19 protein-coding genes and 1 tRNA gene are annotated in these 26,502 nt (G+C 58.9%); 10 read left to right on the plus strand and 10 right to left on the minus strand.

Features of this window, described 5'->3' with window-relative positions:
- Positions 1 to 177 precede the first annotated feature (177 nt).
- On the plus strand, positions 178 to 1,197 hold the full coding sequence (locus Q2T52_RS20055) for a GlxA family transcriptional regulator (RefSeq protein ID WP_302078627.1): 1,020 nt from the start codon (positions 178 to 180) through the stop codon (positions 1,195 to 1,197).
- A 26-nt stretch (positions 1,198 to 1,223) separates the two neighbouring features.
- On the opposite strand, the gene Q2T52_RS20060 is transcribed toward Q2T52_RS20055, so the two are convergent.
- The 4 genes from Q2T52_RS20060 to Q2T52_RS20075 form a co-directional block, all read right to left on the minus strand.
- Positions 1,224 to 2,579: a GGDEF domain-containing response regulator gene (locus Q2T52_RS20060; protein WP_302078628.1), complete on the minus strand. Its 1,356-nt coding sequence runs from the start codon at positions 2,577 to 2,579 to the stop codon at positions 1,224 to 1,226.
- A 13-nt stretch (positions 2,580 to 2,592) separates the two neighbouring features.
- The gene (locus tag Q2T52_RS20065; RefSeq protein ID WP_302078629.1) at positions 2,593 to 3,444 is read right to left on the minus strand and encodes a response regulator; all 852 of its coding nucleotides are present in this window, start codon (positions 3,442 to 3,444) and stop codon (positions 2,593 to 2,595) included.
- A gap of 165 nt (positions 3,445 to 3,609) precedes the next feature.
- Positions 3,610 to 6,123: a GcvT family protein gene (locus tag Q2T52_RS20070; protein WP_302078759.1), complete on the minus strand. Its 2,514-nt coding sequence runs from the start codon at positions 6,121 to 6,123 to the stop codon at positions 3,610 to 3,612.
- 198 nt (positions 6,124 to 6,321) lie between these two features.
- Complete coding sequence (locus Q2T52_RS20075; protein ID WP_302078630.1) at positions 6,322 to 7,107, minus strand: helix-turn-helix transcriptional regulator; 786 nt, start codon at positions 7,105 to 7,107, stop codon at positions 6,322 to 6,324.
- 82 nt (positions 7,108 to 7,189) lie between these two features.
- Here Q2T52_RS20075 and Q2T52_RS20080 point away from each other — a divergent pair, with 82 nt between their 5' ends.
- Positions 7,190 to 7,978, plus strand: coding sequence for a class I SAM-dependent methyltransferase (locus tag Q2T52_RS20080; RefSeq protein ID WP_302078631.1), 789 nt, complete (start codon positions 7,190 to 7,192; stop codon positions 7,976 to 7,978).
- Between the two features lie 12 nt (positions 7,979 to 7,990).
- On the opposite strand, the gene Q2T52_RS20085 is transcribed toward Q2T52_RS20080, so the two are convergent.
- Positions 7,991 to 10,561, minus strand: a complete 2,571-nt coding sequence (locus tag Q2T52_RS20085) for a mechanosensitive ion channel domain-containing protein (RefSeq protein WP_436799562.1) — start codon at positions 10,559 to 10,561, stop codon at positions 7,991 to 7,993.
- Positions 10,562 to 10,716: 155 nt separating this feature from the next.
- On the opposite strand from Q2T52_RS20085, the gene Q2T52_RS20090 reads away from it, so the two are divergent.
- Entirely contained in the window at positions 10,717 to 10,968 is a 252-nt protein-coding gene (locus tag Q2T52_RS20090; RefSeq protein ID WP_302078633.1) for a GlsB/YeaQ/YmgE family stress response membrane protein, read from the plus strand.
- A gap of 67 nt (positions 10,969 to 11,035) precedes the next feature.
- On the opposite strand, the gene Q2T52_RS20095 is transcribed toward Q2T52_RS20090, so the two are convergent.
- Positions 11,036 to 11,533 (minus strand): heme-degrading domain-containing protein, encoded by a 498-nt coding sequence (locus tag Q2T52_RS20095; RefSeq protein WP_302078760.1) that lies wholly within the window; start codon positions 11,531 to 11,533, stop codon positions 11,036 to 11,038.
- A 319-nt stretch (positions 11,534 to 11,852) separates the two neighbouring features.
- Between Q2T52_RS20095 and Q2T52_RS20100 the strand changes: the two genes are divergently transcribed.
- A tRNA-Lys gene (locus Q2T52_RS20100) sits at positions 11,853 to 11,928 on the plus strand.
- 471 nt (positions 11,929 to 12,399) lie between these two features.
- Positions 12,400 to 12,576, plus strand: coding sequence for a hypothetical protein (locus Q2T52_RS20105; protein ID WP_302078634.1), 177 nt, complete (start codon positions 12,400 to 12,402; stop codon positions 12,574 to 12,576).
- A gap of 58 nt (positions 12,577 to 12,634) precedes the next feature.
- Here the strand turns inward: Q2T52_RS20105 and Q2T52_RS20110 are convergent, their stop codons facing one another.
- The 3 genes from Q2T52_RS20110 to Q2T52_RS20120 all read right to left on the minus strand — a co-directional run bounded on the left by Q2T52_RS20110 (position 12,635) and on the right by Q2T52_RS20120 (position 14,840).
- Positions 12,635 to 12,895: a DUF6074 family protein gene (locus Q2T52_RS20110; RefSeq protein WP_302078635.1), complete on the minus strand. Its 261-nt coding sequence runs from the start codon at positions 12,893 to 12,895 to the stop codon at positions 12,635 to 12,637.
- Between the two features lie 495 nt (positions 12,896 to 13,390).
- On the minus strand, positions 13,391 to 14,038 hold the full coding sequence (locus tag Q2T52_RS20115; RefSeq protein WP_302078636.1) for a thermonuclease family protein: 648 nt from the start codon (positions 14,036 to 14,038) through the stop codon (positions 13,391 to 13,393).
- Positions 14,039 to 14,129: 91 nt separating this feature from the next.
- Entirely contained in the window at positions 14,130 to 14,840 is a 711-nt protein-coding gene (locus Q2T52_RS20120; protein ID WP_302078637.1) for a BA14K family protein, read from the minus strand.
- Between the two features lie 169 nt (positions 14,841 to 15,009).
- Here Q2T52_RS20120 and Q2T52_RS20125 point away from each other — a divergent pair, with 169 nt between their 5' ends.
- The 5 genes from Q2T52_RS20125 to glgB all read left to right on the plus strand — a co-directional run bounded on the left by Q2T52_RS20125 (position 15,010) and on the right by glgB (position 26,100).
- Complete coding sequence (locus tag Q2T52_RS20125; RefSeq protein ID WP_302078638.1) at positions 15,010 to 16,887, plus strand: diguanylate cyclase; 1,878 nt, start codon at positions 15,010 to 15,012, stop codon at positions 16,885 to 16,887.
- 77 nt (positions 16,888 to 16,964) lie between these two features.
- Positions 16,965 to 17,186 (plus strand): DUF982 domain-containing protein, encoded by a 222-nt coding sequence (locus tag Q2T52_RS20130; protein ID WP_302078639.1) that lies wholly within the window; start codon positions 16,965 to 16,967, stop codon positions 17,184 to 17,186.
- 161 nt (positions 17,187 to 17,347) lie between these two features.
- Positions 17,348 to 20,599: an alpha-1,4-glucan--maltose-1-phosphate maltosyltransferase gene (locus Q2T52_RS20135; protein WP_302078640.1), complete on the plus strand. Its 3,252-nt coding sequence runs from the start codon at positions 17,348 to 17,350 to the stop codon at positions 20,597 to 20,599.
- A gap of 15 nt (positions 20,600 to 20,614) precedes the next feature.
- Positions 20,615 to 23,896, plus strand: a complete 3,282-nt coding sequence (treS, locus tag Q2T52_RS20140; RefSeq protein ID WP_302078641.1) for a maltose alpha-D-glucosyltransferase — start codon at positions 20,615 to 20,617, stop codon at positions 23,894 to 23,896.
- Positions 23,893 to 26,100, plus strand: a complete 2,208-nt coding sequence (glgB, locus tag Q2T52_RS20145) for a 1,4-alpha-glucan branching protein GlgB (protein ID WP_302078642.1) — start codon at positions 23,893 to 23,895, stop codon at positions 26,098 to 26,100. The genes treS and glgB overlap by 4 nt, the downstream gene beginning before the upstream one ends.
- Before the next feature lie 42 nt (positions 26,101 to 26,142).
- On the opposite strand, the gene Q2T52_RS20150 is transcribed toward glgB, so the two are convergent.
- Positions 26,143 to 26,391 carry a DUF6894 family protein gene (locus tag Q2T52_RS20150; RefSeq protein WP_302078643.1) on the minus strand — a complete coding sequence of 83 codons (249 nt, stop codon included), beginning with the start codon at positions 26,389 to 26,391 and terminating at the stop codon, positions 26,143 to 26,145.
- Positions 26,392 to 26,502: the final 111 nt, after the last annotated feature.

The following is a 26,502-nucleotide window of genomic DNA, read 5'->3' on the forward strand; positions in this document are numbered from 1 at the left end:
CCCACAATCTGATAATCGTCAGGACGGCACCGTCATCGGGCATTTGTCTTTTAGCGACGTGCGTGTTGCACTGATTTCGCGAGCATGCCGCGAATATTGATCCCGACGTCGCAAACAGGACATTGAAGAACCACAATTTCAAGCGACGAATGGGGGCCGCCACGGAGTCCCCGCCCCATGACCAAGATTCAGGCCAAGAAACGCACTCTCGTCTTTTTCCTCGTACCGCATTTTACCATGCTGCCCTTCGCAGCTGCCGTCGAAACCTTGCGCATTGCCAATCGAATGCTGGGTTATCCCGCCTATAGCTGGCGGCTCGCATCCGCTGATGGAGAGAAAGTGTACTCATCGAGCGGCATCGCAATCGAGGTCAACTCGTCCATTGCCGACGAACGCAAGCACTTGGGCGGAGAAAACCGCCCCAATATGGTTCTCGTCTGTTCCGGCGTTTATGTGGAAGAGTTCCAGAACAAATCCGTCAATGCCTATCTGCGTGAGACCTATAACCGCGGCGTTGCTGTCGGCAGCCTCTGTACCGGCGCCCATGTGCTGGCACAGGCAGGGCTGCTGAACGGCAAGCGCTGCGCCATTCATTGGGAAAATCTGCCGGGCTTTTCAGAAGCCTTTCCGCAGGCCGAGGTTTACGCGGACCTCTATGAGGTGGACAGCAATATCTACACCTGCGCCGGCGGCACCGCATCGCTCGACATGATGCTGAACCTCATCGGCCAGGATTTCGGCGAAAACCTTGTGAACCGCGTTTGCGAGCAGCAGCTGACGGACCGCGTGCGCAACCCGCATGATCGCCAGCGCCTGCCGTTGCGCGCCCGCCTCGGTGTGCAGAACTCCAAGGTGCTGTCGATCATTGAATTGATGGAAAGCAATCTGGCAGAGCCGATTTCCCTCGTCGAGATCGCCGATCATGTCGGCCTCTCCCGCCGCCAAATCGAGCGCCTGTTCCGGCAGGAAATGGGCCGTTCACCAGCCCGCTACTATCTCGAAATCAGACTGGATCGCGCCCGCCATCTCCTCGTGCAATCGTCGATGCCGGTTGTTGAAGTTGCTGTTGCCTGCGGCTTCGTCTCCGCGTCACACTTCTCCAAGTGTTATCGCGAAATCTACAATCGCTCACCGCAACAGGAACGGGCAGAGCGTAAATTGACGGTCATCACGCACAGGATGGGCGCAGCCGCCTGAAGCTCCCCAGTTAGCGAACGCAAGCGTCAGGCAACAGCCAGACGCTTGCGGTTCATCACTTGGCTCTCCAGTTCGCGGACCATGAAGTGGTCTGAAAACACCCGATCACGACCGGACTGTTTCGCCATGAACAGGTACTGGTCGGCGGCATTCACGTAGTTGATGAAGGTTTCGCGCGCCTGCACCTCGGCAAGGCCGATCGAGACTGTTGCGGCGATGTCTTCATCACCGAACACATAATGAAGACGCCCCAGTTCCTCTCGGATCATTTCGCAGAAATCCGAGGCCTGCTCTCCGTCCATGCCTTTCAGCAGAAGACCGAATTCCTCCCCGCCAAGGCGGCACAAGAGATGCTTCTCCTGATCCACCAATTGCATGAGACGCGCACCCATGGCCACGAGCACGCTGTCACCAAAGTCATGGCCGTATTTCTCGTTGAGGCGCTTGAAGTGGTCGATATCAATAATGGCCATGCCACAAGCTTCCTTGTTGTCCAGGCAATCATCGATCAACACCTTACCTGCCGTGTAGAAATGGCGGCGGTTGAAGAGACCCGTCAGGTAGTCGCTGGAAGCCGCCTGACGCAGCTGCTTGATCTGCGCCAGCGTATCAATGTTGTGGTTGACGCGGCACTGAACCTCTTCGGTCAGCAGCGGCTCATACACCACGTCGTTGCCACCCGCCTTCAGAAAGCCGACGGACTTGATACGGTCTGACGAGGGAAAGACGCCCATGATGCGTGTTCGGTCTTCGCTGACCTTGCGGCGCAGACGCCGGGCAAGTTGGCTGCCCTCCATATCCGGCAGGTTATGGGCGCAAATGACGAGCTCAATGTCCTGGAACTGCTCCGCCAGCAGAAGTGCGGTCGTACCGTTGAGCGCTTCTGATACGGAAAAGAGCTGCGAGCGGAAGAAATCGACAAGCCAGTTGCGGACCGTCGTATCGTGATGGGCAATCAGCACTCGACGATCACGGTTCGCGAGTGTCCGCTTGACGCATTGGACGATGGTGTCGCAGGCACGTTCGCTATCTTTCAAGACATAGTCCACGACGCGGCGGTCGAGGATGCGTTCCCGAACGCCCAAATCGAATGTGGCGGTAAAGACGATTGTCGGGACATGCCGGCTCATTGTGAGATCGACAACCTCACCATGCGGAGAACCGGGGAGGTTGAGGCCGACGACCGCAATGGAGAAGCGATCTCCGCGCTCCAACGCCTGGCGTGCGGCGTCCATACTCGAACAATGAACTACATCCAGATCGACTTCACGCTTGAAACGATAGGTCAGGATAGAGGCGAAGGTACGCGAGTCATCGATGAGAAGAATCGGTCCGTCCCGTCGTACCTTAGCGCCCTGAGGCTCATTCTGAATGTAGGGCATTTACACTGCTGCCTTATGCCGGAACGGCGGCCTTAGCTCTGGTTTCGCGTCGGGCCTGCTCGGACTTGATCTGATGCAGCGTGTCCAGGTTCTGGTTCACGCGGCAATAAAACTCTTCGTCGATGAAGGGGCGCAGCATGAAGTCATTACCGCCGGCCTTGAGGAAACGCGCGGACAGCAGACGATCGGTTGAAGACGACACGCCAATAATGCGAAGCTCGTGCGAACCGCGCACCGAACGAATGCGACGGGTCAGTTCAAAGCCATCGATGTCGGGCATGTTGTAGTCAGTCACGACCAGGCCGATGTCCGGGTTCTTCTTCAGCAGATCGATGGCCTTGGCGCCGCTTTCGGCGACGCTGACACGGAAATTGTAACGCTTCAGGCGCGTGGAGAGCAGCGCACGCGCCGTCGGACTGTCGTCCACGATCAGCACGTGATGACGATGATTGGTGAGGAAGCGGCAGACCGATTCAACCAGCATTTCCACCGCGAAGATATTGTCCTTGAGGATGTAGTCGACGATATCTTTCGCCAGAAGTTTTTCGCGCGTGTTTTCCTGGAAGGTGCCCGTGAAGACAATCGTCGGAATATTGAGATCCGTCAGATACTCAAGTGCCTCGCCGTTTTCGGCGCCCGGCAGATTGATATTGGAGATGGCAAGCGTCACCGGCGTTTCCGACAGCTCGTTTGCCATCATCAGATCTTCATACGTGCGGCAGATTTCCGGGTCGATCCCAAAGATTTCCGTCAGGCGCTGACGGATCATGGAGGTAAAGACATTCGAGTCTTCGGCCACGATGATACGAGCGTCCGGAAACTGTTCGCCGGAATATTGCATTCCGGAAATGCCCAAGTAAGTCATGATCCGCCTTCTTCTTTGTGATCCGAAGTGAAACTAGCGGACGCCGATTGCTGAAAGATTAAGCCGCGGCATCTACACGGGCACAAAGCAACAGAAAAAGGCGACCTTTACAGGCCGCCTTTCAAAGATGGTCAACCGACCGTTACTGTCCCAAACTTAAGCAGTTTACGCCCGAAGCACAGTATTATCGGGATCGAATGGACTTTCCGGCACGACTTCCGCTTCGTATTGCGTACCGAGGATTTTGACCTTCAGCTTTGTACCAACCACGGCATGTGAAGGCTTGACCATGGCAAGCGCCACCGACTTGCCGATGCGCCAGCCGTAGCCACCGCTCGTGACGCGCCCGACAAGCGCGCCAGACTCATCATAAATGGCTTCAGATCCGCGCGCGTCGACATCACTATTCCCGCTCACGGTCAGCGTCACAAAATTCCAGCGCAGGCCCTTTTCCTTGGTGGCCACCATCGCATCCCGCCCGATGAAGTTCTTCTCCGGACGAATGAAGCGGTCGAGGCCGGATTCGAAGGCATTGTATTCGATGGAGAGTTCGCGCCCCATGTTTCGATAGGACTTCTCGACCGCCATGGCCACCATGGCCCGGATACCGAAGGGCTTGATATTGAACTCGGCACCGGCTTCGAACAGCTTGTCGAAGATATAGGCCTGCATTTCAATCGGGTGATGCAACTCCCAACCGAGTTCGCCGATGAAATTGACGCGCAGCGCATGGGCGGTGGCGACACCAACCGATATCTGCTTGCCGGTCAGCCAGGGGAAATCCTTGTTCTCCAGGCTGGTGCGAGTGAGCTTTTTCAACACATCGCGCGACTTCGGCCCTGCCAGAACCAGCACGCCGTATTTTTGCGTAATCGGCTGCAGCGTGACAGAACCATCCTTGGGCGCCAGACGCCAGAGGAGGTCATGGTCATGCGCTTCGAGGCCACCAGCGGACACCATGTAGAAGCGACCGGACGCCCACTCATAGACCGTGAACTCCGCCTTCACGCCGCCAGCCGGTGTCGGCAGATGGCAGAGCGCGATACGGCCGCGCTTCTTCGGGATGGCATTGGCGAAGATGCTTTCCAGCCAGTCGCGGGCACCGGGACCGGTGACTTCGATCTTGGCGAAAGGCGACATGTCCAGCACGCCGACATTCTGGTGGACATGCTTCACTTCATTCCCCACATGCTCCCAGTAATTGGAGCGGCGGAAGGACCACTTCTCGACGAAACGTCCATCTTCCAGCGCAGGCGCATAATTGTGGTTGGTAATGACATCTGCACCAACGCCCTTTTCGCTTTCCGGCAGTTCATAGCCCTCAGGCGCATACCAGTTGGCACGCTCCCAGCCATAGAGTGAGCCGAACACGCCGCCGAGCTTCTTCAGGCGATCATAGATCGGCGTCACCTTCAGCGGACGAGCGGCCGCGCGTTCCTCGTCCGGATAGTGCATGGTGAAAACGTTGGCATAGGCCTCCTCGTTCTTGGCGATGAGGTAGCCTTCGGTTGCGTAGGGGCCAAAGCGGCGTGGATCGACGCCCATCATGTCGACGGTGGGTTCGCCATCGACGATCCATTCCGCCAGCTGCCAGCCGGCACCGCCTGCCGCCGTGATGCCGAAGGAATGACCTTCGTTCAGCCAGAAATTCTTCAGGCCCGGCGCTGGACCGACGATCGGGTTACCATCCGGCGTATAGGCGATCGCGCCATTATACACCTTCTTGATGCCGACTTCGCCGAAGGCCGGCACGCGTGCGATCGCCGTTTCGATATGCGGCATCAGCCGGTCCAGTTCTTCCTGGAACAGTTCGTATTCGCTCTGGTCCGAGGGACCATCGACATAACAGACCGGCGCGCCGACTTCATACGGGCCGAGGATCAGGCCGCCTGCCTCTTCGCGCATGTACCAGGCGGAGTCCGACTCGCGCAGCACGCCCATTTCCGGCAGACCCTGCTTGCGACGCTCCTGAATGGCCGGGTGCGGCTCGGTGACGATGTACTGATGCTCGACCGGAATGACCGGGATGTTGATGCCGACCATGTCGCCGGTCTTGCGGGCAAAGGAACCCGTGCAGGAAATGATGTGTTCCGCAATGATCTCGCCCTTGTCGGTCGTGACCTTCCACTGGCCATCGGCCAATTGCTCGATGCCCGTCACTGTCGTGTTGCGGTAAATGGTGGCGCCACGATCGCGCGCGCCCTTGGCAAGCGCCTGCGTCAGATCTGCGGGCTGAATGTAACCATCATCGGGATGCTGGATGGCGCCAAGGATGCCGTCCGTTTCGCAGAGCGGCCAGACTTCCTTGACCTGCTCGGGGGTGAGGATATTCACCTTCACGCCGATCGTCTCGGCGATCCCTGCGTAATACATGTATTCGTCCCAGCGGTCCTTGGTGCGGGCGAGACGAATGTTGGAGACTTTCGAAAAACCGACATTCATGCCGGTTTCTTCCTGCAGCTCCTCGTAGAAGCGGACGGAATATTTGTGCAGCTGTCCGACCGAGTAGGACAGGTTGAAGAGAGGCAGCAGGCCTGCTGCGTGCCATGTGGAGCCAGACGTCAACTCCTTGCGCTCGATCAGCACGACATCGGTCCAGCCCTTTCTGGCAAGGTGATAGAGCGTGGATACGCCGACGACACCGCCTCCGATAACGACCGCGCGGGCTTGAGATTTGATCGACATTTAACTTCCCCTCTTCAATGGTCTCGGCCGGAACCGGACCATCCGGCATGCGTGGCAACCGGATTGTGTCGCAAACAGATCGTATCGGACTATGCTGAAGACGAAAGAGGCATTGCCGCCCGTTTGCGACATGCGGATCAATTGCGGCGACGCGTCCAAGAATTTGATTTTCCGCAAGCGGGTGCGACCGCTTTATTCCTCGGCGGCAGAAACAGGATGAAGCACCACCAGCTTGTGGTCCGGGCGGTCGGAGGGACGGAATGTATGCTGCTGGAAAAGCAGCGGACCACGCCTCGGATGGTGGAAACGCCGTTCGCCGCCCTCCCGCTCCAGAACGACCTGCTGGCGCCAGCCATCCCGGAAGACGTCGCTCTTGTCCATGAGCATATCGACCAGTTCGCTCATGGCAGGATTTCGCATGGCCTGGCCGTAATCGGCCCGGAATTCCGCCAGCAGGCGCAAAGACCTATGCTCCCAGTCGGCGATCAACCCACGCGCCGATGGTTCCAGAAAAACGAAGCGAAGCAGGTTGCGGTCGCAGCCCTCGGTCAACCAGCCCTCAAACAGGTTTTCGGCGGGCGCATTCCAGACACAGCCATTCCAGAGCGCATCAAGCCCGTAAGCTGGCACGCCGAGGGATTCGACCATCCGTACCAGTGACTGCGGCGCCCCCGGGGAACCCAGCGTTTGGCTGTCATCCGGATCACGCCGACCCGCCAATTGAAAGAGATAGGCCCGTTCGGCCCGCGTCAATTCCAACGCGACAGCCAGCCGCGCAAGAGCCTGCGGGGAAGGATGCACCTCCCGCCCCTGCTCTATCCAGGCACACCACGTGGCGCTGATCCCGGCGCGATCGGCGAGATCCTCCCGCCTTAGGCCCGGCGTGCGGCGACGCCCGAACTGACGTTCCGGCTCCAACCGCTCGCGGTGGGAACGGACGAAATCGCCCAGCAATTTACGCTTTTCCAAATCCAGCATGGCAGAATCTATAACAGGATATCTTGTCACTTGTAACAGGATAAATTCGGCGCATTCTGTGTGTCATCACAGGAGACGGACGATGAATAACGAGACGACAAACAGCAATGCTGCGGCACATGATGCGCAGGTCCAAAGCCAATTCGGTGCACGCGCCAATTCTTATGTCACAAGCGCCGTTCATTCGACCGGCGAGGATCTTGCCGCGCTGACGGCGATTGTCGCCGATGCCAAGCCTGCTCGCGCCATCGATCTCGGCTGTGGTGGCGGACATGTGTCGTACGCGATGGCAGCCCATGCCGGTAGGGTCGTCGCCGTCGATCTGTCCGCCGACATGCTGGCCGCTGTTGCGCGCACGGCGGCAGAACGCGGCCTCGGCAATATCGAAACTGTTGAAACGTCCGTCGAATCGCTGCCATTTGACAGTGGCCATTTCGACTTCCTCGGCTGTCGCTATACGGCGCATCATTGGCACGATGTTACCGCCGGCTTACGCGAAGGACGCCGTGTGCTCAAAGCCGGTGCCCCTGCCGTCTTCATCGATGTCATCGCACCGGCCCATCCATTGCTCGACACGCATCTGCAGGCGGTTGAACTGCTGCGTGACACCTCGCATGTGCGAGATTACAGCCTGCAGGAATGGACCGCGATGCTGGGCCAAGCACGCTTTGGCCTCCAGAAAGTCCGAACTTTCCGGGTGAAGATGGAGTTCGATACCTGGATCCGCCGGATGGCAACCCCTGCGGATCTGGCCCAGACCATCCGCAGGCTGCAGGTGCTTGCCGCATCTGAAGTGAAGCAGCATTTCGAAATCGAGCCCGATGGTTCGTTCATGCTGGATATGGCAATGTTCGAAACCATTGCCATCTGATCAGCAAACGCCTCAGGCCGGCTTGGCATCCGGCTTTGGCTCCGTCTTCGGAGCAGAAGCCGGAGCTTCAGCGGCACGCTCCTTCGGCGTCTCCGGTTCACGCGGCACCAACATGGCGCGGATGGGCCCGCTGATATTCACATCCTGATGCGGATAGGGGATCTCGATCCCCTCCTCACGGAAGCGCTTGAGGATTTCAATGCGAACATTGTTACGCACGGTCATGCCGTCGCTCATATCCGCCAAGTGAAAGCGCATTTCGAAATCCAGCGACGAGCCGCCGAAGCGCAGGAATTCCACATGCGGTTCAGGATTGCGCAAGACCTGCGGCACCTGATTGATGATGTCGAGCAGGAGATCCATCACGCGTTGCGGGTCGGAATCATAGCTGACGCTGACCTGCACCTCTGACCGCTGAATGCGGTTTCGGTGAGTCCAGTTGCCGACGGCAGCGTTGATCAGATCCGAATTCGGCACGATGATCGACTGCTTGCGGAAGGTCTCGATTTCGGTGGCGCGCACGGAAATGCGTTTCACGATACCTTCCGTAGCCCCCGTAACAACGTGATCTCCCACCTTGAAGGGCCGCTCCACCAGCAGGATCAGACCCGACACGAAGTTCGACACGATATTCTGTAGGCCAAAACCGATACCGACCGAGAGCGCGGATGCGACAAGCGCCAGGCTGGAGAGGTTGATCCCGGCGGCAGAGACGCCAACCACGACAGCGAAACCCACACCGAGATAGCCGATGCCCGTTTTGACGGAGTTGCGCACGCCGGGGTCCACCTGGCTGCGGGCCATGACATTGCGATCGATCCAGCCTTGCGTCCACCGGGTTACGACATATCCGGCGAGGAAGAACAAGACGCCCACAAGGATTCCGACCAGCGAGATATTGATGTTGCCGATGGAGATTTGGGTGAACAGACGATAGGCGGCCGACTGGATATCCTGGATCTGAAAGCCCCAGGTGAGCAAAATCAATGGCACGCCGAAGATAAAGGCAACGGCGTAAATGCCGAGGCCTGCTGCAAGGCCGATCTGGTCCAGCGTCACTTCGCCGAGCTTGTGGCGCTCCACGAGGAAGCGCCCCGCCACGGTCTTGGCAAAGGCACCCTGTTTGCCGACTGACTTGCCCGATAGAATGCCAATATACATCGTGACGATGACAGCACCCGTCAGCACGATCTGCGTCGAGAAGAAGCGCGCAAGCCCGACATAACCGGTCATGACAGCAAAGATCAGTGCAATACCCATCACGCGCAGCAGCGAGGGGAAGAAGCGCGGCCAGTGCCGGCCTGGCGCCTCAGGATCCTTGTTGTCATTCATCACCGGCTTCAGGAAGGAGATCGCGATCAGGATGCTGCCCTGCAGAACCGCAAGCGTAAGGCTTTTGACAATCGTGATCGAGACCGGCGAGTTCAGGGATTCGCTGATCCTGCCCAGCACGAAATCAAGACCATTCAAAACAGCCAGCGACAGCACGAACCAGCGCAGTTCCTTTGCGCCCGAATTGGAAAGCCGCATCAATCTCCAGGCCGGATAGCGCGGAGACAGCAGAGCTTCTGTCAGTTTTTCAACGAAATAAACGAGCCAGATGAAGCCAAAAATGGCGCCCACTATAGGGGTCACATCGGGCCGCAATACGTTGAAGCTCAACAGGAAGAAGAAGGTCGTGATCAGGAAGGCCGTCAGCGAAAGGGTTTCGACGATCATCGACCAGAATGCATAAGACAGACGCGCTGTATAGAGCGGGTTTTCGTCGGCCAGGTTCCGCTTCATCAGGCGGCCGAAGAGGCGATGACCGCCCGCAAGGAAAAGAAGGCCGGATCCGACGGACAAAATGAGCGCCGCCAGAAGTGACAGTTTTTTGAACTTCCAAGCGAATTTTGCCCAGCCCGCAATGGTAATGCGGAATGCTTCCACTTCATCGAGAAACGCCTGTCCCGCATCGGCGAAGACAGCCGGGGAGAGTTCGGTGTGCTTCAAAAGCGTATCGCTGAAAAGTCTGCGACGCTTCTCGGTGATGTTGTTCGACAGAGTCTTGACCGCCGTGGACACCTGGCTGGCTTCGGTCACGCTCGCAGTAATGGCGGCCTTTTCACTCTGAAGCTTCTTGCGTTCCTCCGTCACCACCGTTGCCTCTGGTGGCTGGCCCTGCGCCGGCGGCTCCCCGATTTCCTTCAGTCGCGCCTGGATCTGTTCCACGCGCTGGCGCAGTTCCGCGATGGACTTGTCCACTTGCCCTGCGAGATCGTCCGCCTGCGCCTTCAGCTCGGCCAGCTGAAAATCCTCGGCATTGCTGGCATTCGCATTGGCCTGCATCCGGTCTAGCTGCTTGCGAACCTCCGTCAGCAGGGCCTGCGTTTTTTGCAGACCGCTCGCTTCCACGGTATCCGGTTGAGTATTCGCTACAGGTGCAGCGTTTGGCGCCGTCTGTTGTGCAAGGGAGGCCCCCGGGCCTCCAGCGATTGACCAGAACGCAACCACAACAAATAACACCAGTGAACGGGCAACGCTTTTCAGCAAGACCTTCTCCAACCAATCGAACCTGTGAGCAGAATATTGGAAATACTCCATAGATGCGTCGCCTAGGAAAAGAAAGCGGCGGAGTTTGGTCGGCTTTAACGACAATGCGGCGGAGGTTTTCTACGGCTGCAGCATTTGCCGCCAATGGAACAATGGCGACGCTTGTGACGTTATCGGACCGAAACCATCGACAGGAGGGTAAGGCCATGGAAAATGCAGGGATCGGCTGGCTCGCAGCCATTATTATCGGCGGCATTGCAGGCTGGCTGGCGGAACAGTTCATGCGCAGCAATATGGGCGTTCTGATGAACATCCTGCTCGGCATTGTAGGCGCCATCGTCGCGAATGCCATCCTCGGTGTGTTCGGCGTCGTGCTGGGCGGCTGGCTCGGCTACCTGATCGCGGGCTTTATCGGCGCCTGTATCTTGATCGCTTTGGGTCGCGCGATCCGGCGCTAACTGAGCATAATGACTTCATCGTAAAAGAGGATGGGGCGTCAGTTCGCCTCGTCCTTTTCGTTTTCACTCACCCCTCCGCAAGAGCGATTTCGCCCACATTATGCCCAAGCTGAATCGCCAGTGCTTCCACTACAAGATTGTGGTCGAGCCTCTGGGGCAGACCCGATACGGTAACGGCGCCGATGCAGCCGACGCCCTTGACCACAATAGGGAAGCCACCGCCGTGGGCGGCATAGTCCGCCGTCGGCAATCCCCATTTCTCCTCAAGCGTCGTTCCTTGGAGCGATAATTCGAGACCAATCAGATAGCTCGGCCGCAGGAAGCGCAGCACGAGATTGCGCTTGCGACGAATCCAGTATTCGAAATCCGGCCGTGCATTTGGCAGCGCGGCAAAGAAGGCCTGCTGCCCGTTGATCTGGATGTCGATAGAGAGGGTCTGGCCTCGTTCTGAAGCAAGGTCACGCAGATGCCGCCCGACCGACCATGCCGCATCTAGATCGAAACCTTCGAACTGAAGTGAACGCATCTGCGATTCAATTCGCTCAATATCCTGCTCAATTCCCACGACAAATCCTCCCTGTCGATCTGATAAAGAATCCGTTTCCATAACAATGTTGGCTGATCTTCACATGGCTCAACGGCCAATGAAAAGTCGAAGAACTTTTTTTGTGAGAGTGTTGGAGACAGCATGTGTTATCCACAGCGGCAGTCAATCCCCTGCAATATAAGGCTTCCGCGGGCATGCTCCACAATGGCCTGGGAACTGAGACGTGGCATCAGGCAAAAAGATGCGAAACTTTTTTGAAAAGGGTGCTGGACAAGCCGCAACAACCCCTTTATACGCCCCCTCACACAAGCGGTGCAGCACACTGAACCGCTCGGACGGGTGATTAGCTCAGTTGGTAGAGCAGCTGACTCTTAATCAGCGGGTCGTAGGTTCGAGCCCTACATCACCCACCAAATTTCCTAAAGCAAACAAGAAGATACGTTAATGCGCCGCTTAGGCGCAAAGCGGATGAAGACATCTTGCTCAACCGCGCATGTATCGGCACCCACCTATTCTGCCCATCGAAGTTTCGGACACCGCGCGATTTGCATTGCGACGATACCAACCCCGATCAGATGCAAACAGCCATAAGAAATGTCCGCACCTGTAATGGACGCAGCCTGGCTTCTCAGAGAGCCTGAGAGCTGGAGGCAAAGCGAGATCTCAGTCGCGACGTCGCGAGGGCAGCACGCGCTACCCGTCCCAACCAGTCAATGATGGTGAAACCTTGTGTGGGTGACGGACTGCACGCTGCCTGCGAAGCTGCAATCATCGTCAAATATCACGGCGCGGAATCCTGCGAGCGAACACTCTTTCTTGCAAAGCGCCTCTTGCGCAAATCCGCACGAAATCCGATTTAGAGCGCGACACACGGAGATGATAAAATGAAAAAGTCGGTAGCAACACTTTTTGCCATGGCCACGCTCGCACTTGTCACCTCTGGCTGCGCAAGCACGGGTGACCCGCATGTCTATCAGGGTGGTCCGGTGGGGGGCATGGTGCAGCAGCACGGCGGCGAAAATCCGACCCCAATTATCTTTCCACGCTCACAGGCTTACTGATAGCGTTGCATGAGAAGGCGTTGCGAGTCTAAGGCTGGCAACGCCTAACGCTTGACAATCACGCCGAGGCGTCGAGCGCCTGCTCTTCTTCATTTGCAAACATGGACTGCAGCTCGTTCTGTACGGCTGCCATGAACAGAGCCGCCTGATGTGAAACATCTTCAGGTGCTGCACCCTGACGGACAAGATTGGCGGCGAAGTCACGCATGGTAGCCCGCCAAAACTGGTTCGCCTCTTCTCCGTGAACCTTCTGCAGAACCTCGGCGCACCGCCGGATTTCGGCTATTCTCCTGTCGGCCGGGAAATGTGCGAGCGCCATGGTATCTCCTGAAACAAATCACGCGAATCACAAACATGAGCCGCAAGAATCGCCTGAAGTGGTTCTCAAATTCTAAACGGCCAATCGCATATTTGCTCCAGTCCCGGCTTGATACGGATTGCCGCAGGCGCTGATCGCATTAGAGCCTATCAGGGCTCAATGGAATCGTTCTGCCGGAAGCATTTTTGTCAGGATCAAGGCTTTCGGCGAAGTGCATACCTCCTGGTACGGTCGAGACGAAAGCCGAAGATAATGGCGGAAAATGATCCGGCCCCTCGGTTACGCCGCTTCGCCGATGCGAAGCGAAAAGCGTAACCGACGAATTTGATGCTTGCCGGATGCCAAAGGCAATCCGGCCCTTCGGGTTGGCTCAGGCGAGGTCATCTGCTTTGTCGAGCGGCTTGGCCGTATGCGTTAGCTACGACACGCGCCGCTCTCCTCGCATATGATCCCGCCTGAGCCAACAGAACTGTTTCCATTTAACCCTGATAGGCTCTAACACCAGGGCTTGCTAGCCTCAGAGATCGGACGCGCCAAACCTTCGCGAATAAGTTCCGCTCCAATTGAACGCCCATTGCGCATGACAACGCGCAGGCGTTTGCCATCCTTGTCGGAATCGCGGTTGGGCCAATCCACCAGCTCAAAGCTTCCTTGGTTCAGCAGTTCACGCAGACGCACCTTTGCCGCAAATCCACGTTCCCGCTCCGCCGGGCATTTCGCGCTTTCGCTCATGGGAACGGAGATATCGGCAAGACGGATGGGCTGCTTCTTGTGCCAGAACAGGTTGCCTTCGACCACACAGTTATCGAGGCCTGAGCGACCGCAATAATAGAAAGTACCGGAATAGCTTTTTCCAATCAGGTCGTCGCCGACGGCTTTCGCCATAGGCGGCTCGGGGCGTGGGGTAGGATGGACAGCGGCACTTGTGGAATTTTCCTTATCAGATCCAGTGAGCGACTGGATCGAAGGCAACTCCCCTACGCCTTTGTTCAATGTCTGCCGGATAAAGGTGGAATGGTCATAGGCCGCGATAGCAGCGGATACACCGCCGAGCGCAAGAACCCAGGGGATTAGCCCGCCTCTGGACGCGCTCTTCTTTGCTTTACGGGGACGTCGCCCCTTGGCTGATGCTGCGGATGCCATGGCCACCTCACTTGTTGATGGCCATCATCCAGAGTCGTGGTTTCCAAATTATTGCTGAGAGACACGCGCTGTGTCTTTCCACAACAGAAGATTACATCTGTGCCTGCTGATTGTGAATATCCGGGTTCCGGATCTCATCCCGGGCGGCGGTATCACCGGCGTAGGGCGACTGGCATGTCCGGCGCGGACCCGAATAGGGCTGGTACGTATTGTCCTCGGCGCGATAGGAGCTGTATCGTGCACCGCACCAGGCAACGTGTTCGCTCAGCAAGGCCCCAGGCGACGTTGTTGCGGCTGGAATGGCAGCATCCAGCCGATCATCCGCTTGCGCCTCGCCAGCCGTCGCAACAGAGGTCGACGGCGTTTCATCCGGAGACTGACAGATCCGGCGGGCGCCTCCGAAAGGCTGATACGTGTTATCCTCGACCTGATAGGAGCGATAGCGTGCCGCACACCAGGCAATATGCGCCCGCGTCAGACCTTCATCTGTAGGAGCAGACGCCGCAACCTCGACCGATGGATTTGCATCCTGCGAGATGCTTTTAACCGGCGTGACTTGGTGGTCGGCATTCACAGATGCAACGGCGGTGTCCTGATCTGGCAGGATTTCATCTGCTCGCGGAAAGGCTTGCGCCATCCGATTGATGCGAATTGGCTCGTCCGTCCAGAGGGGTGGATCGTTCAAATGCGCGAACTGGTGGGTACTGGGCTGAGCAACGAGCGCATTGGCCAGAGGCAGCCCGATCACCACGAGAAGCGAAACGCCGAGGATTGCGACGAAAAGGGAAAGGATCGGTTTCAAGCAACAATCTCCGGTCTTCGATTGATGCCGCACTAATGAACGAAGCGGAAACCAGTTCCGACAGAAGTGGCAATTGCACTACAATTTTTGAGGGGCATTCAGCAGACACTAACCTATGAATGTCACGGTTAGCCGCCGGTTCGCAGGGGGCGAGCCAACAGGAAAATCTATGCCGGTGAAACGCAGCTTTCTTTCGCGCACTCTGCTTGCTTTGCTCTGCGGCATCGCGGCCTTCATCGCGCTTGGTATCTGGGGCGAGTACGCAACCTTAAAAGCCAATTACCAGAAGCTAGAATCTCATCTGCTTCAGACGGCGCAAGCCGTAGGGCAGCACGTCGATGACAGCGTCGAACTGGCCGAACTGGCTATCGCGACAATTGAAGCGGAGATCGATGAAAACCGAAATGGCGAGGACAGACTCGTTGAACTCCGCAAGGTCATGCGCCAACAGCAGCAATGGGCAGATCGCCTGGAGGGCATCGTATATATCGATAAGATGGGCGGCATTGTCGTTGCATCAACCTCGCCCAAAATCTCGGCCATCAACGTTTCGGATCGTGATTACTTCATTCACCACAAGAACTCTGTCTCACTGGGAACCTATATCGGTCCGCCGATCCGCAACCGCGTGAATGGAGAATGGGCGATCAGCGTTTCCCGCCGCATCAATGGACCCAATGGCAGCTTTGAGGGCGTGGTTCTGGCAAGCATCAAGCTCGGTCATCTCCTGGAGTTCTTTAGTCGCTTCGATGTTGGGGCGGACGGAAGTATACTTCTCGCGCGCGGCGACGGCCTGGTTCTGGCGCGCCTTCCGTTCCCGGAAAAAGTTCTCGGCAACCGCATGCCGGCGGATGATCCCTTCGTCAAAATTCTTCAAGATCCCGATCCGCATGCCCAGCGTTTCCTTTCGAAGGTGGACGGGACGGTCAGATTGGCGGCCTCCTACCAAAGCCCGCGATCAGGCGTTCTGATCGCGGCCTCGGCCTCTGAATGGGAGATGATTGCCGACTGGATGGCGCGGGCCAAATGGCGCTGGATGTTTGGTATCTTCATGGTGGCGCTGGCATGCATCCTGACCATCCGCTGGCGCACTCAGGCTGAGTTGCGTGCCGAAAGCGAAGCCAAGCTCCATCAGCGCGACGAAGAGTTCCAGCTAATTGCGGAAGCCTCGGCAGACCTGATCGAGAAGCTATCAATGGATGGCACACGCCAATACGTGTCCTCCTCCGCCCAAAGGATACTCGGTCGAAACCCGGAGGACCTGGTTGGAACCAACATCTTTAAAGAGATCGAAAGCGCACAGGCGCGACATGCGGCCGAAATCTGGAAAAAGCTCGAAGCCGGCGAGGCGGTGTCACGCGTGCAGTATTCTATGGAGCGTCTGGACGGAAAGGTGTTGTGGCTCGACACGTCCATAAGCCCTCTGAAGGACCCCAAAGGAAACGTCAGCGGCTTCGTTGCCATTACGCGCGACGTAACGCGCCAGAAGGCCATGCAGGACGAATTGGACATTCTTGCCAATACCGACGCCCTCACCGGTCTCGCCAACCGTCGCGCATTCGACATCCGGTTCGAGAGCTTGTTCCGCGAGGCTGAAGAAGAAGCAAAACCACTGTCACTGTTGATGATCGATGCGGACTGCTTCAAGCAGTACAACGACAGCTATGGCCATTCAGCGGGCGACGATTGCCTTAAGGCCATCGCGGCGGCAGTCTCAGGCTCCCTACGGGCTACCGATCTGGCCGCGCGCTATGGCGGTGAAGAGATCGCCATTCTGCTTCCGGGCACAGGCGAGGCCAGCGCTGCACTGGTGGCAGAGAAGATCCGGCGCAGGATCGAGCGACTGGGGATCCGGCACGAAGCCAACCGCCCTTGGGGCCGCGTGACTATCAGCATAGGCATCGGCAGTTTCGAGGGTCAGGCACTCGATCCGCCGCTTTTGTTCGCGAAGGCAGACAGCGCACTCTACGAAGCGAAAAGAAGAGGGCGCAACCGAACCTTGCTTGCCTCTACGCTATCAGCCGACAGCTTTGCCTCGACCGGCTGACACTGGAACCATCCCACCGATCGATTGTTTTGCCTGATCTAAGGCGCGGCAAGCGCCCGATGAACAGGAGGCAGAACATGGAAAGACATCCCTGGAGAGACCCCGTCAAAGTCGGCACCTTCGCCGTAACTGGGCCCAAGGAAGCGCTGGACTTTCTCGATCATCGCTGGCCACGTATAAAAGGCCCGCGCTTCGTGCAGGCACACCACACCTGTCTGGCGGCCCATGACGGACGTGTTGCCCCGGAAGAGGCACGAGCCTGTTTTGAAGAGGCTCTGCACGAAGCGCAGATTCATTAATCTAGATAATTCAAAATGTTAACGGTGCGCGCGGGTTGAATTGCGCGCATCCGAAGGTCGGAAAGAATGACATAGAGCCCGCCGACTATAAGACAACGTGCGCGGGAACCACGCTGTTAGCAGGGCGTTAGGGTGCACCAGATCGAACTGAGGCAGCACCCATGGCGATCCCCGCAGAGACCCTGAACACCCGACCACAGCCCGCCGATGCGCCCCGCATCTACTACGTTCATCCTCTGCTTCTGCGGGGACAGGAAAGCTGGCTTGCCGTTTTCGACCATGCGGCGCGGCTCGGATTCGACACAATCCTCTCTGCTCCTCTGTTCGTCCGAGGAAAAGGCGCAAGCATCTTCGTCTCCAGAAATCGGCACCATGTAGAGCCCGGTCTTGGTTTGGGAGACACAATCAGCGAAGCCATCGCCCCTCTGGCTGAACAGGCACAGGGACGAGGCCTGCGCCTCATGCTGGATCTCGTGCTCGACCGAACTGCCAGCGACGAGGCGGAACAACCGCCTGTGGTCGCCGATCCACGCAAGTCGCCGGAAGATCGCGCTGCAAAACCGGTCGACCTGCAAAATGATCAACAGGCGCTGGAGGATTGGCAGCGCGTAGTCTCGGAACTTATCGCGGCAGGCGTTTCCGGTTTCCGCTGCCTTGGCTTGGAGCGCACACCGCTGGAAGTCTGGCGCACCCTCATCGCGCAAGCAAGGCAAGCCAATGCGGATATCGAATTTCTGGCATGGACACCAGGAACAAGCTTTGACTTGCGCCGCAGGCTTGGAGACATCGGCTTTAATGGCACCTTCTCGTCACTCGCCTGGTGGGATCTCGACGGGCGCTGGTTCGTCGAGGAATACGAGATCCAGCGTCGGCTCGGCTACCAGATCACCTTTCCAGAAGCGCCCTTCAACAAGCGCGTCGCTCACGGCACCGAAAGCCTGGAAGTCCTGCAGCGTCGCGCACAGCGCACACTTCAGCTCTCGGCCACGCTGGGCGAGGGCCTGATGATCCCGATGGGTTTCGAGTTCGGCGCCACTACGCCGCTCGATCCGACTTACGGGGATGGCGGTGGTTTGCGGGCGCTTGCCGAACGCGGTTGCTATGATCTGACGGAAACGATCCGGCAGACGAACCGCCTGATCGAAAAGGACAGCGGCACCTATTACCGTGCGCCGCTTCAGCTGATTTCGACCAGCAAGACACCTGCACTGGCACTTCTGCGCCCGGAACGGGAAGATCTGCGCTCCTCCGGCCGCATCCGTGCCGTCGTCGTCAACCGCGATGTGCGGCGCCCGACTCCTGCCCCGCTCAATGCCCTGCGTGAAGCTGCATCCGCCTTCCTGCCGCTAAAGGATCCGGCAACCGGCGATGCGCTGCCATCCGGCAACCTTCGCCTGAAACCGGCTGAACTACGGATCATGGAAGGTGCCAATTCTCCCTTCGTGATCGGGAAAGTGGAACTACCGGACGCGGCAGCGGCTGCCGCATCACCCCGGCTGGCGATCGAGAAAATTACACCCTCCGTCGATGAGGGACGCTTTGCAGTCAAACGCGTTGTCGGTGAAACCGTCCGCGTCGAGGCCGATGTTTTCGGGGATGGCCATGATCCGATTTCCGCGAGCCTCTCCTGGCGGGCAGCGGATGAGGACGCCTGGACGGAAGTACCGATGCAGCTGGTGGAGAACGATCGCTGGCGGGCAGAGTTTACCCCGCGCCGGATTGGCCGCCATGAGTTTGCGGTGGAAGGCTGGCGCAACCCCTTCGCCATCTTCCGCTATGAGCTTTCCAAGAAGCATGAGGCGCGGCTCGACCTGCATCTGGAGCTTCAGGAAGGCGCCAATCTCGTTCGTGACGCTGCGGAAGGCACTGAACCTGAGCTGGCAGAACAGCTGCGCAAGCTGTTGCAACAGCTGGAGGAGAGCACACCGGAGCGGAAGACCGAGCTTCTGCTGGCACCTGACACCTTTGCGCTGATGGCGCGCGCCGACCAGCGCCCTCACCGCGTGCGATCGACCGCCATGGTGCTGGATGCAGAGCGAAAGGAAGCTGCCTTTGCCAGCTGGTACGAGTTGTTTCCGCGCTCGCAAAGCGGCGACCCGAACCGGCACGGCACCTTTGATGATGTCATCCGTCGCCTGCCCGCCATCAAGGAGATGGGGTTCGATGTCGTCTACTTCCCACCCATCCACCCGATCGGCCGCACCAACCGCAAGGGCCGCAACAACACGCTGCAGGCCGGTCCCAATGATCCGGGCAGCCCCTATGGCATCGGTTCGGAGGCCGGCGGCCATGAGGCGATCCACCCGGAACTGGGCACCTTTGAAGACTTCCGCCGGCTGATTGCAGCAGCCTCCGATCAAGGGATGGAGATTGCCTTGGACCTCGCCATCCAGGCCTCACCAGACCATCCGTGGCTGAAGGAGCATCCCGGCTGGTTCGACTGGCGACCGGATGGAACGATCCGCTACGCGGAAAACCCGCCGAAGAAATACGAGGATATCGTCAACGTCGATTTCTACGCCAAGGACGCGGTGCCGGAACTCTGGCAGACGCTGCGGGATATCGTGCAGAAATGGGTAGATCAGGGCGTCAAGCTGTTCCGCGTGGACAACCCGCACACCAAGCCGTTCCCCTTCTGGGAATGGCTGATCGCCGACATCCGCGCGCGCCACCCGGACGTGGTTTTCCTGTCGGAAGCCTTCACGCGGCCCAAGGTCATGTATCGGCTGGCCAAGATCGGCTTCTCGCAATCCTACACCTACTTCACCTGGCGGAACTCGAAGTGGGAGCTGGAAACCTACATGCGCGAACTGACGACGGAAGCGCCACGGGATTTCTTCCGCCCCCATTTCTTCGTCAACACGCATGACATCAACCCGGACTTCCTGCAGAACGCGCCGCGTCCGGCCTATCTCATCCGCACAGCGCTTGCCGCGACCCTGTCGGGGCTCTGGGGCATCTATAACGGTTTTGAGCTTTGCGAAGGCCGTCCGGATGCCAAGCGCAAGGAATATGCCGACTCGGAAAAATACGAGATCCGCGCCTGGGACTGGGATCGCCCCGGCAACATCAAGGGCGAGATCGCGCTGCTCAACCGTCTGCGGAAGGAAAACCCCGCGCTGCATTCCCATCTGGGGCTGACGCTGCTTCCTGCCTTCAACGACAACGTCCTGTTTTTCGAGAAGGCCAGCGCCGGTCGCGAGAACGTCCTGCTGATCGCCGTCAACCTTGATCCGCACACCGTGCAGGAGGCGGATGTCGAAATCCCGCTCTGGTCATGGAACCTCCCGGACCACGGATCGCTTGATGTGGAAGACCTCATCGGAGGGGCGAAGTTCACGCTGACCGGGAAGCGGCAGCGCATCCGGCTCGACCCGGCCGCCCTGCCCTTCTTCATCTGGCGCATTCGATAACTCGGGAGGAACAACATGGATATAACGCAGGCTCAACCCGGGCCCGATCTGCTCTGGTACAAGGATTCCATCATCTACCAGCTGCATGTGAAGTCCTTCTTCGACGGCAACGGCGACGGTATCGGGGACTTTCCGGGTCTTCACCAGAAACTGGATTACATCGCTTCGCTTGGTGTCACGGCCATCTGGCTTCTGCCCTTCTTCCCGTCACCGCGCCGCGACGATGGTTACGATATCGCCGACTATGGCAATGTCAGCCCCGACTACGGCACCATGGATGATTTCCGCGCCTTCGTGGAAGCAGCGCATGCGCGCGGCATCCGCGTGATAATCGAGCTTGTCATCAACCACACATCCGACCAGCATCCGTGGTTCCAGCGCGCACGCAATGCGCCGGCTGGATCGCCGGAGCGGGATTTCTACGTCTGGGCGGACACGGACCAGAAGTTTCCGGAAACGCGCATCATCTTTCTCGATACGGAAAAGTCCAACTGGACCTGGGACCCAGTGGCAGGCGCCTATTACTGGCACCGTTTCTATTCCCACCAGCCGGACCTCAACTTCGACAATCCCGCCGTTCTGGACGAGCTGCTCAACGTCATGCGCTTCTGGCTGGAAACCGGCATCGATGGTTTCCGTCTCGATGCGATCCCCTATCTGGTGGAGCGAGAAGGCACGATAAACGAAAATCTGCCCGAGACGCATGACATCCTGAAGCGCATCCGCGCGGCCTTGGATTCCAGCCATCCCGGCAAAATGCTTCTCGCGGAAGCCAACCAGTGGCCGGAGGACACGAGCGAGTATTTCGGTGAGGGCGATGAATGCCACATGGCCTTCCACTTTCCGCTGATGCCGCGCATGTACATGGCAATCGCCAAGGAAGACCGCTTCCCGATCACCGACATCATGCGCCAGACGCCCGCGATCCCTGACAATTGCCAGTGGGCGATCTTCCTGCGCAATCACGACGAGCTGACGCTGGAAATGGTGACCGACGAGGAGCGCGACTACCTCTGGAATATCTACGCCGCCGATCGTCGTGCCCGCATCAACCTCGGCATCCGCCGCCGTCTAGCCCCCCTGATGGAGCGTGACCGCCGTCGCATCGAGTTGATGAATGCATTGCTTCTCTCCATGCCCGGCACGCCTGTCATCTATTACGGCGATGAGATCGGCATGGGCGACAACATCTATCTCGGCGACCGGGATGGCGTGCGCACCCCCATGCAATGGTCGCCGGACCGCAATGGCGGCTTTTCCCGCACCGATCCCGCGCGGCTCGTGCTGCCGCCGGTCATGGACCCGCTTTATGGCTATGAAGCGCTGAACGTCGAGGCCCAGACGGCGGATGCCCATTCACTCCTGAACTGGACGCGGCGCATGCTGGCGCTGCGCGGGCGCCATCCCGCTTTTGGGCGCGGCTCCCTGCGCTTCCTTGCGCCCGGCAATCGCAAGATCCTCGCTTATCTGCGCGAGCACGATGGCGAAGTGGTCCTTTGCGTCGCCAACCTCTCGCGCCTGCCGCAAGCGGTGGAGCTCGACCTTTCGGAATTCAACGGTCGCGTTCCGATCGAGTTGACGGGCATGTCGCCCTTCCCGCCGATCGGCCAGCTGACCTATCTCTTGACACTGCCGCCCTATGGCTTCTTCTGGTTCCAGCTGGTGGCGGAAGCGGATGGTCCCGCCTGGCGCACCGAGCCGCCGGAACAGCTGCCCGATTTCACCACCATGGTCATCCGCCGCGACCTGACGGAACTGGTAGATGAGCCGCGGCTGGCCGGTACGCTGTCGCGCGATATCCTTCCTTCCTATCTTTCCAAGCGTCGTTGGTTCGGCGCCAAGGGCGAAGCTCTGCGACAGGCCACGCTGGTGGCGGCCACCCCCATGGGCTTCACCCATAATATTCTGCTCGGTGAGCTGGAAGTGGAACTGGAAGGCCACAAGGACAGCTATCTGTTACCGCTGACAGTGGCCTGGGATGAGACGCAGCCGTCGGCCCTCGCCCAGCAGCTCTCGCTTGCCCGCATCCGCCAGGGTCGCCGCGTCGGCTTCCTGACCGACGGCTTCGCCACGGAAGCCATGGCGCGCGGCATCGTCAAAGGTCTTTGTGAACGTTCGACCATTTCCGGGCGCGCCGGGACGCTGGAGTTCATCGGCACCGATCATCTCGATTGCATGAACATTTCCGACGACATGACCGTTCGCTGGCTGTCCGCCGAACAGTCCAACTCCTCGCTGATCATCGGCGACATGGCGATGGTCAAGCTGATCCGTCACATCTTCCCCGGCGTTCATCCGGAAGTGGAGATGACGCGGTACCTGACCGAAGTGGGTTATCAGAACACCGCTCCACTGCTGGGCGAGGTCGTGCGCACGGCGCCAGACGGAACCCGCTTCACGCTGATCCTTGTTCAAGGTGCCATTCGCAATCAGGGCGACGGCTGGACCTGGATGCTCGGCAACCTTCGCCACGCGCTGGATGAGGCAGCCATCGCCGAGGATGCCGAGGAAACCGCCGACGACCACCTGAAGCCGCTGATCGACTTTGCATCGAATGTTGGTCGCCGTTTGGGCGAGCTTCATGTTGCCCTGGCCGGTGAGACGGATCAGGAAGATTTTCGGCCAATCTCCGCAGGTCCCGACGATGTCGGAACGTGGAAACATGGCGTCATCGAACAGATCTCGACAGCGCTTTCCATTCTCGCCGAAGCACGGGAGGAACTTGATCCGGCCATCGCATCGCTGGTTGATCCGATCCTGGCCCACCGAGACGACCTGACCGCCACCGTCGATCGCCTGGCGGAAGCCACCACTGGTACGCTACTTACCCGCAATCACGGCGACTTCCATCTCGGCCAGATCCTGGTGTCGGAGGGTGATGCCTACATCATCGACTTCGAAGGCGAACCGGCCAAGGACCTTGCCGAGCGGCGCGCCAAGGGCAATCCTCTGAAGGATGTCGCAGGCCTGTTGCGCTCCCTCAGCTATCTTGCTGCCACGGCGGAACTGGAGACGGATGCGGTCGTTGATACCAAGGACGAGCGCCGGAGCCACCTCATTCGCCGCTTTTCCGAACAGGCGGAAACGGCTTTCCTGGAAAGCTACTTTGCCGCCGTGGAAGCCTCTCCGCGCCTTGCCATGGACAAGACCCAACGACAGCGCATCCTCGGCCTCTACCTCCTGGAAAAGGCTGCCTACGAAATCGCCTACGAGGCGCGCAATCGCCCGAAATGGCTCCCCATCCCCTTGAGCGGCTTTGCCGCCATCGTTGACCGGCTATCGGAGACCGCAGCATGATCATGGAACCCTCGGAACTCATGGCCGGGCTGGACCGGGATGCGCTGCAAGCGCTCGCGGATGGGCGTCACGGTGATCCCTTTGCCATTCTCGGCCCACATTCCTGGAATGGCCGCGCCATCGTGCGGGCGATCCTACCCGGTGCGGTCGGCGTGGAACTGGTCGAACCCGGCAGCAATGCAGTACTCGCCCGCATGCAGCCCATCCATCAAGTCGGCATATTTGCCGCAGCACTCGATACGATCGGGCGTTACCGGCTGCGCATCCAGTGGCCGGAGGATGTTCAGGAGACGGAAGATCCGTATTCCTTCGGGCTGCTGCTGGGCGATCTCGATCTGCATCTGATCGGTCAAGGCACCCATTACGATCTCGGTCGCACGCTCGGCGCACGCGCCATGGATATCGATGGGGTGTCGGGCGTGCGCTTCTCGGTCTGGGCTCCCAATGCGCGGCGCGTCTCCGTGGTCGGAGACTTCAACGCCTGGGATGGCCGCCGCCACCCAATGCGCCTGCGCGCTCAATCCGGCGTGTGGGAACTATTCGTGCCGCGGATCGGCCCCGGCGACCGCTACAAGTTCGAAATCCTGGATCGCAACGGGGTTCTGCTGCCGCAGAAGGCAGATCCGGTGGCGCGCGCCTCGGAAGCCGCGCCCGCGACAGCCTCTATCGTTGCATCCAGCGCCCCCTTCCAGTGGACCGATGACGACTGGATGCGCTCCGCCCCTGAACGGCGAAGCGGCGAAGGTGCGATGTCCGTCTATGAAGTGCACCTCGGCTCCTGGCTGCGCATTGCCGAAGAGAACAACCGGTCTCTTGACTGGATCGAACTCAGCCAGCGGCTTATCCCCTATGCCGAACGGCTCGGCTTCACCCATATCGAACTGCTGCCGATAATGGAGCATCCCTTCGGCGGCTCCTGGGGATATCAGCCACTCGGGCTGTTCGCGCCGACCGGCCGCTTCGGAACGCCTGAGGATTTCGCCTATTTCGTCGATCGTTGCCATGCAGCCGGGATCGGCGTCATCCTCGATTGGGTCCCCGCCCATTTCCCGACCGACGTCTGGGGCCTTGCACGCTTCGACGGCACAGCGCTCTACGAACACGAAGACCCGCGCGAGGGATTTCACAAGGACTGGAATACACTGATCTATAACCTCGGGCGCAACGAGGTGAAGGGTTTCCTGATTGCCAGCGCCATGGAATGGCTGGAGCATTTCCACGTTGATGCGCTACGCGTCGATGCGGTCGCCTCCATGCTCTACCGCGACTATTCCCGCAATGCCGGTGAGTGGATCCCCAACCAGTATGGCGGCCGCGAAAACCTCGAATCCGTGGAGTTCTTCAAGCATCTGAACAGCATCATCCACCAGCGCTGCCCGCACGCATTCACCGTCGCCGAAGAATCGACCGCCTGGCCGGGTGTGACGAAGCCGCCGGAAGAAGGCGGCCTTGGCTTCGACTTCAAATGGAACATGGGCTGGATGCACGACACGCTCGAATATATGGAGAAGGAGCCGGTCTATCGCCGCTATCACCATGGCATGCTGACCTTCGGCATGGTCTACGCCTATTCGGAGCGCTTCGTCCTGCCGCTCAGCCACGACGAAGTCGTTCACGGCAAAGGCTCGCTTCTCGGCAAGATGCCGGGCGACCACTGGCAGAAGCATGCCAACCTTCGCGCCTATTTCGGCTTCATGTGGGCGCATCCCGGCAAGAAGCTGCTCTTCATGGGCGGCGAGATTGGCCAGCCGACCGAATGGAACCATGATGCGTCCCTTCACTGGGATCTTCTGGACCATCCCGAACACGCAGGCGTGCAGAGGCTCATTGGCGATCTCAACCGGATCTACGCGAGCGAACCGGCCCTGCAGCATGGCGACCTGCACCCGGATGGTTTCCAGTGGGTGGTCGGCGATGATGCGGAAAACTCGGTGTTCGGCATGTTGCGGACCACAGCCGATCAGAATGGCGCCATCCTCACCATCTCCAACATGACGCCGGTGCTGCGGGAGGGTTACCGCGTGGGCGTGCCAAAACCTGGGCGCTGGCAGGTCATCCTCAACAGCGATGCGGGAATCTATGGCGGTTCAAACGCCGGCAACAGCGAGGTCTGGACCGAAGCGGTCAGCGCTCACGGACGCGACCACTCGCTGCTGCTGACCCTGCCGCCGCTCGCGACGATCTATCTGAAGTGGATGGGCTGATCAGGGCCGACAATAGATCGAAAGTGAAGCCGCTCAATGGCTTCACTGGGGCATATCATCCAGCCACTCGGCCATGAAGGACAGGCTGCTGATGAAGATCGGCACGCCGCGCTCATCCCTGACCTTCAGAACGATGGATATCCGGTCATGCCCAGGAATTTCATCCCGTGCAATGTCGGAGAGGATCTTTCCGGCCTCCGCCAGCACCTCGGCCCGGGAGGACAATTCCATGCCCACCGCATCGCTGGTCGGTCCATCTCCATTGTGAATATCGAAATGATAGCGCGCCATGTCATGTTCCACCTTGCATTGCCTCTCCAAAATCGGCTTTGCAAAAAAATGTTCCAACTTAGCTGGCGCTAATGGATGCGAGCCCTAATTCCTGATCACGCTTCGATGAGG

Origin of the sequence: Rhizobium oryzicola, from assembly GCF_030504645.1 — a bacterium.
Lineage (GTDB): Bacteria > Pseudomonadota > Alphaproteobacteria > Rhizobiales > Rhizobiaceae > Neorhizobium > Neorhizobium oryzicola.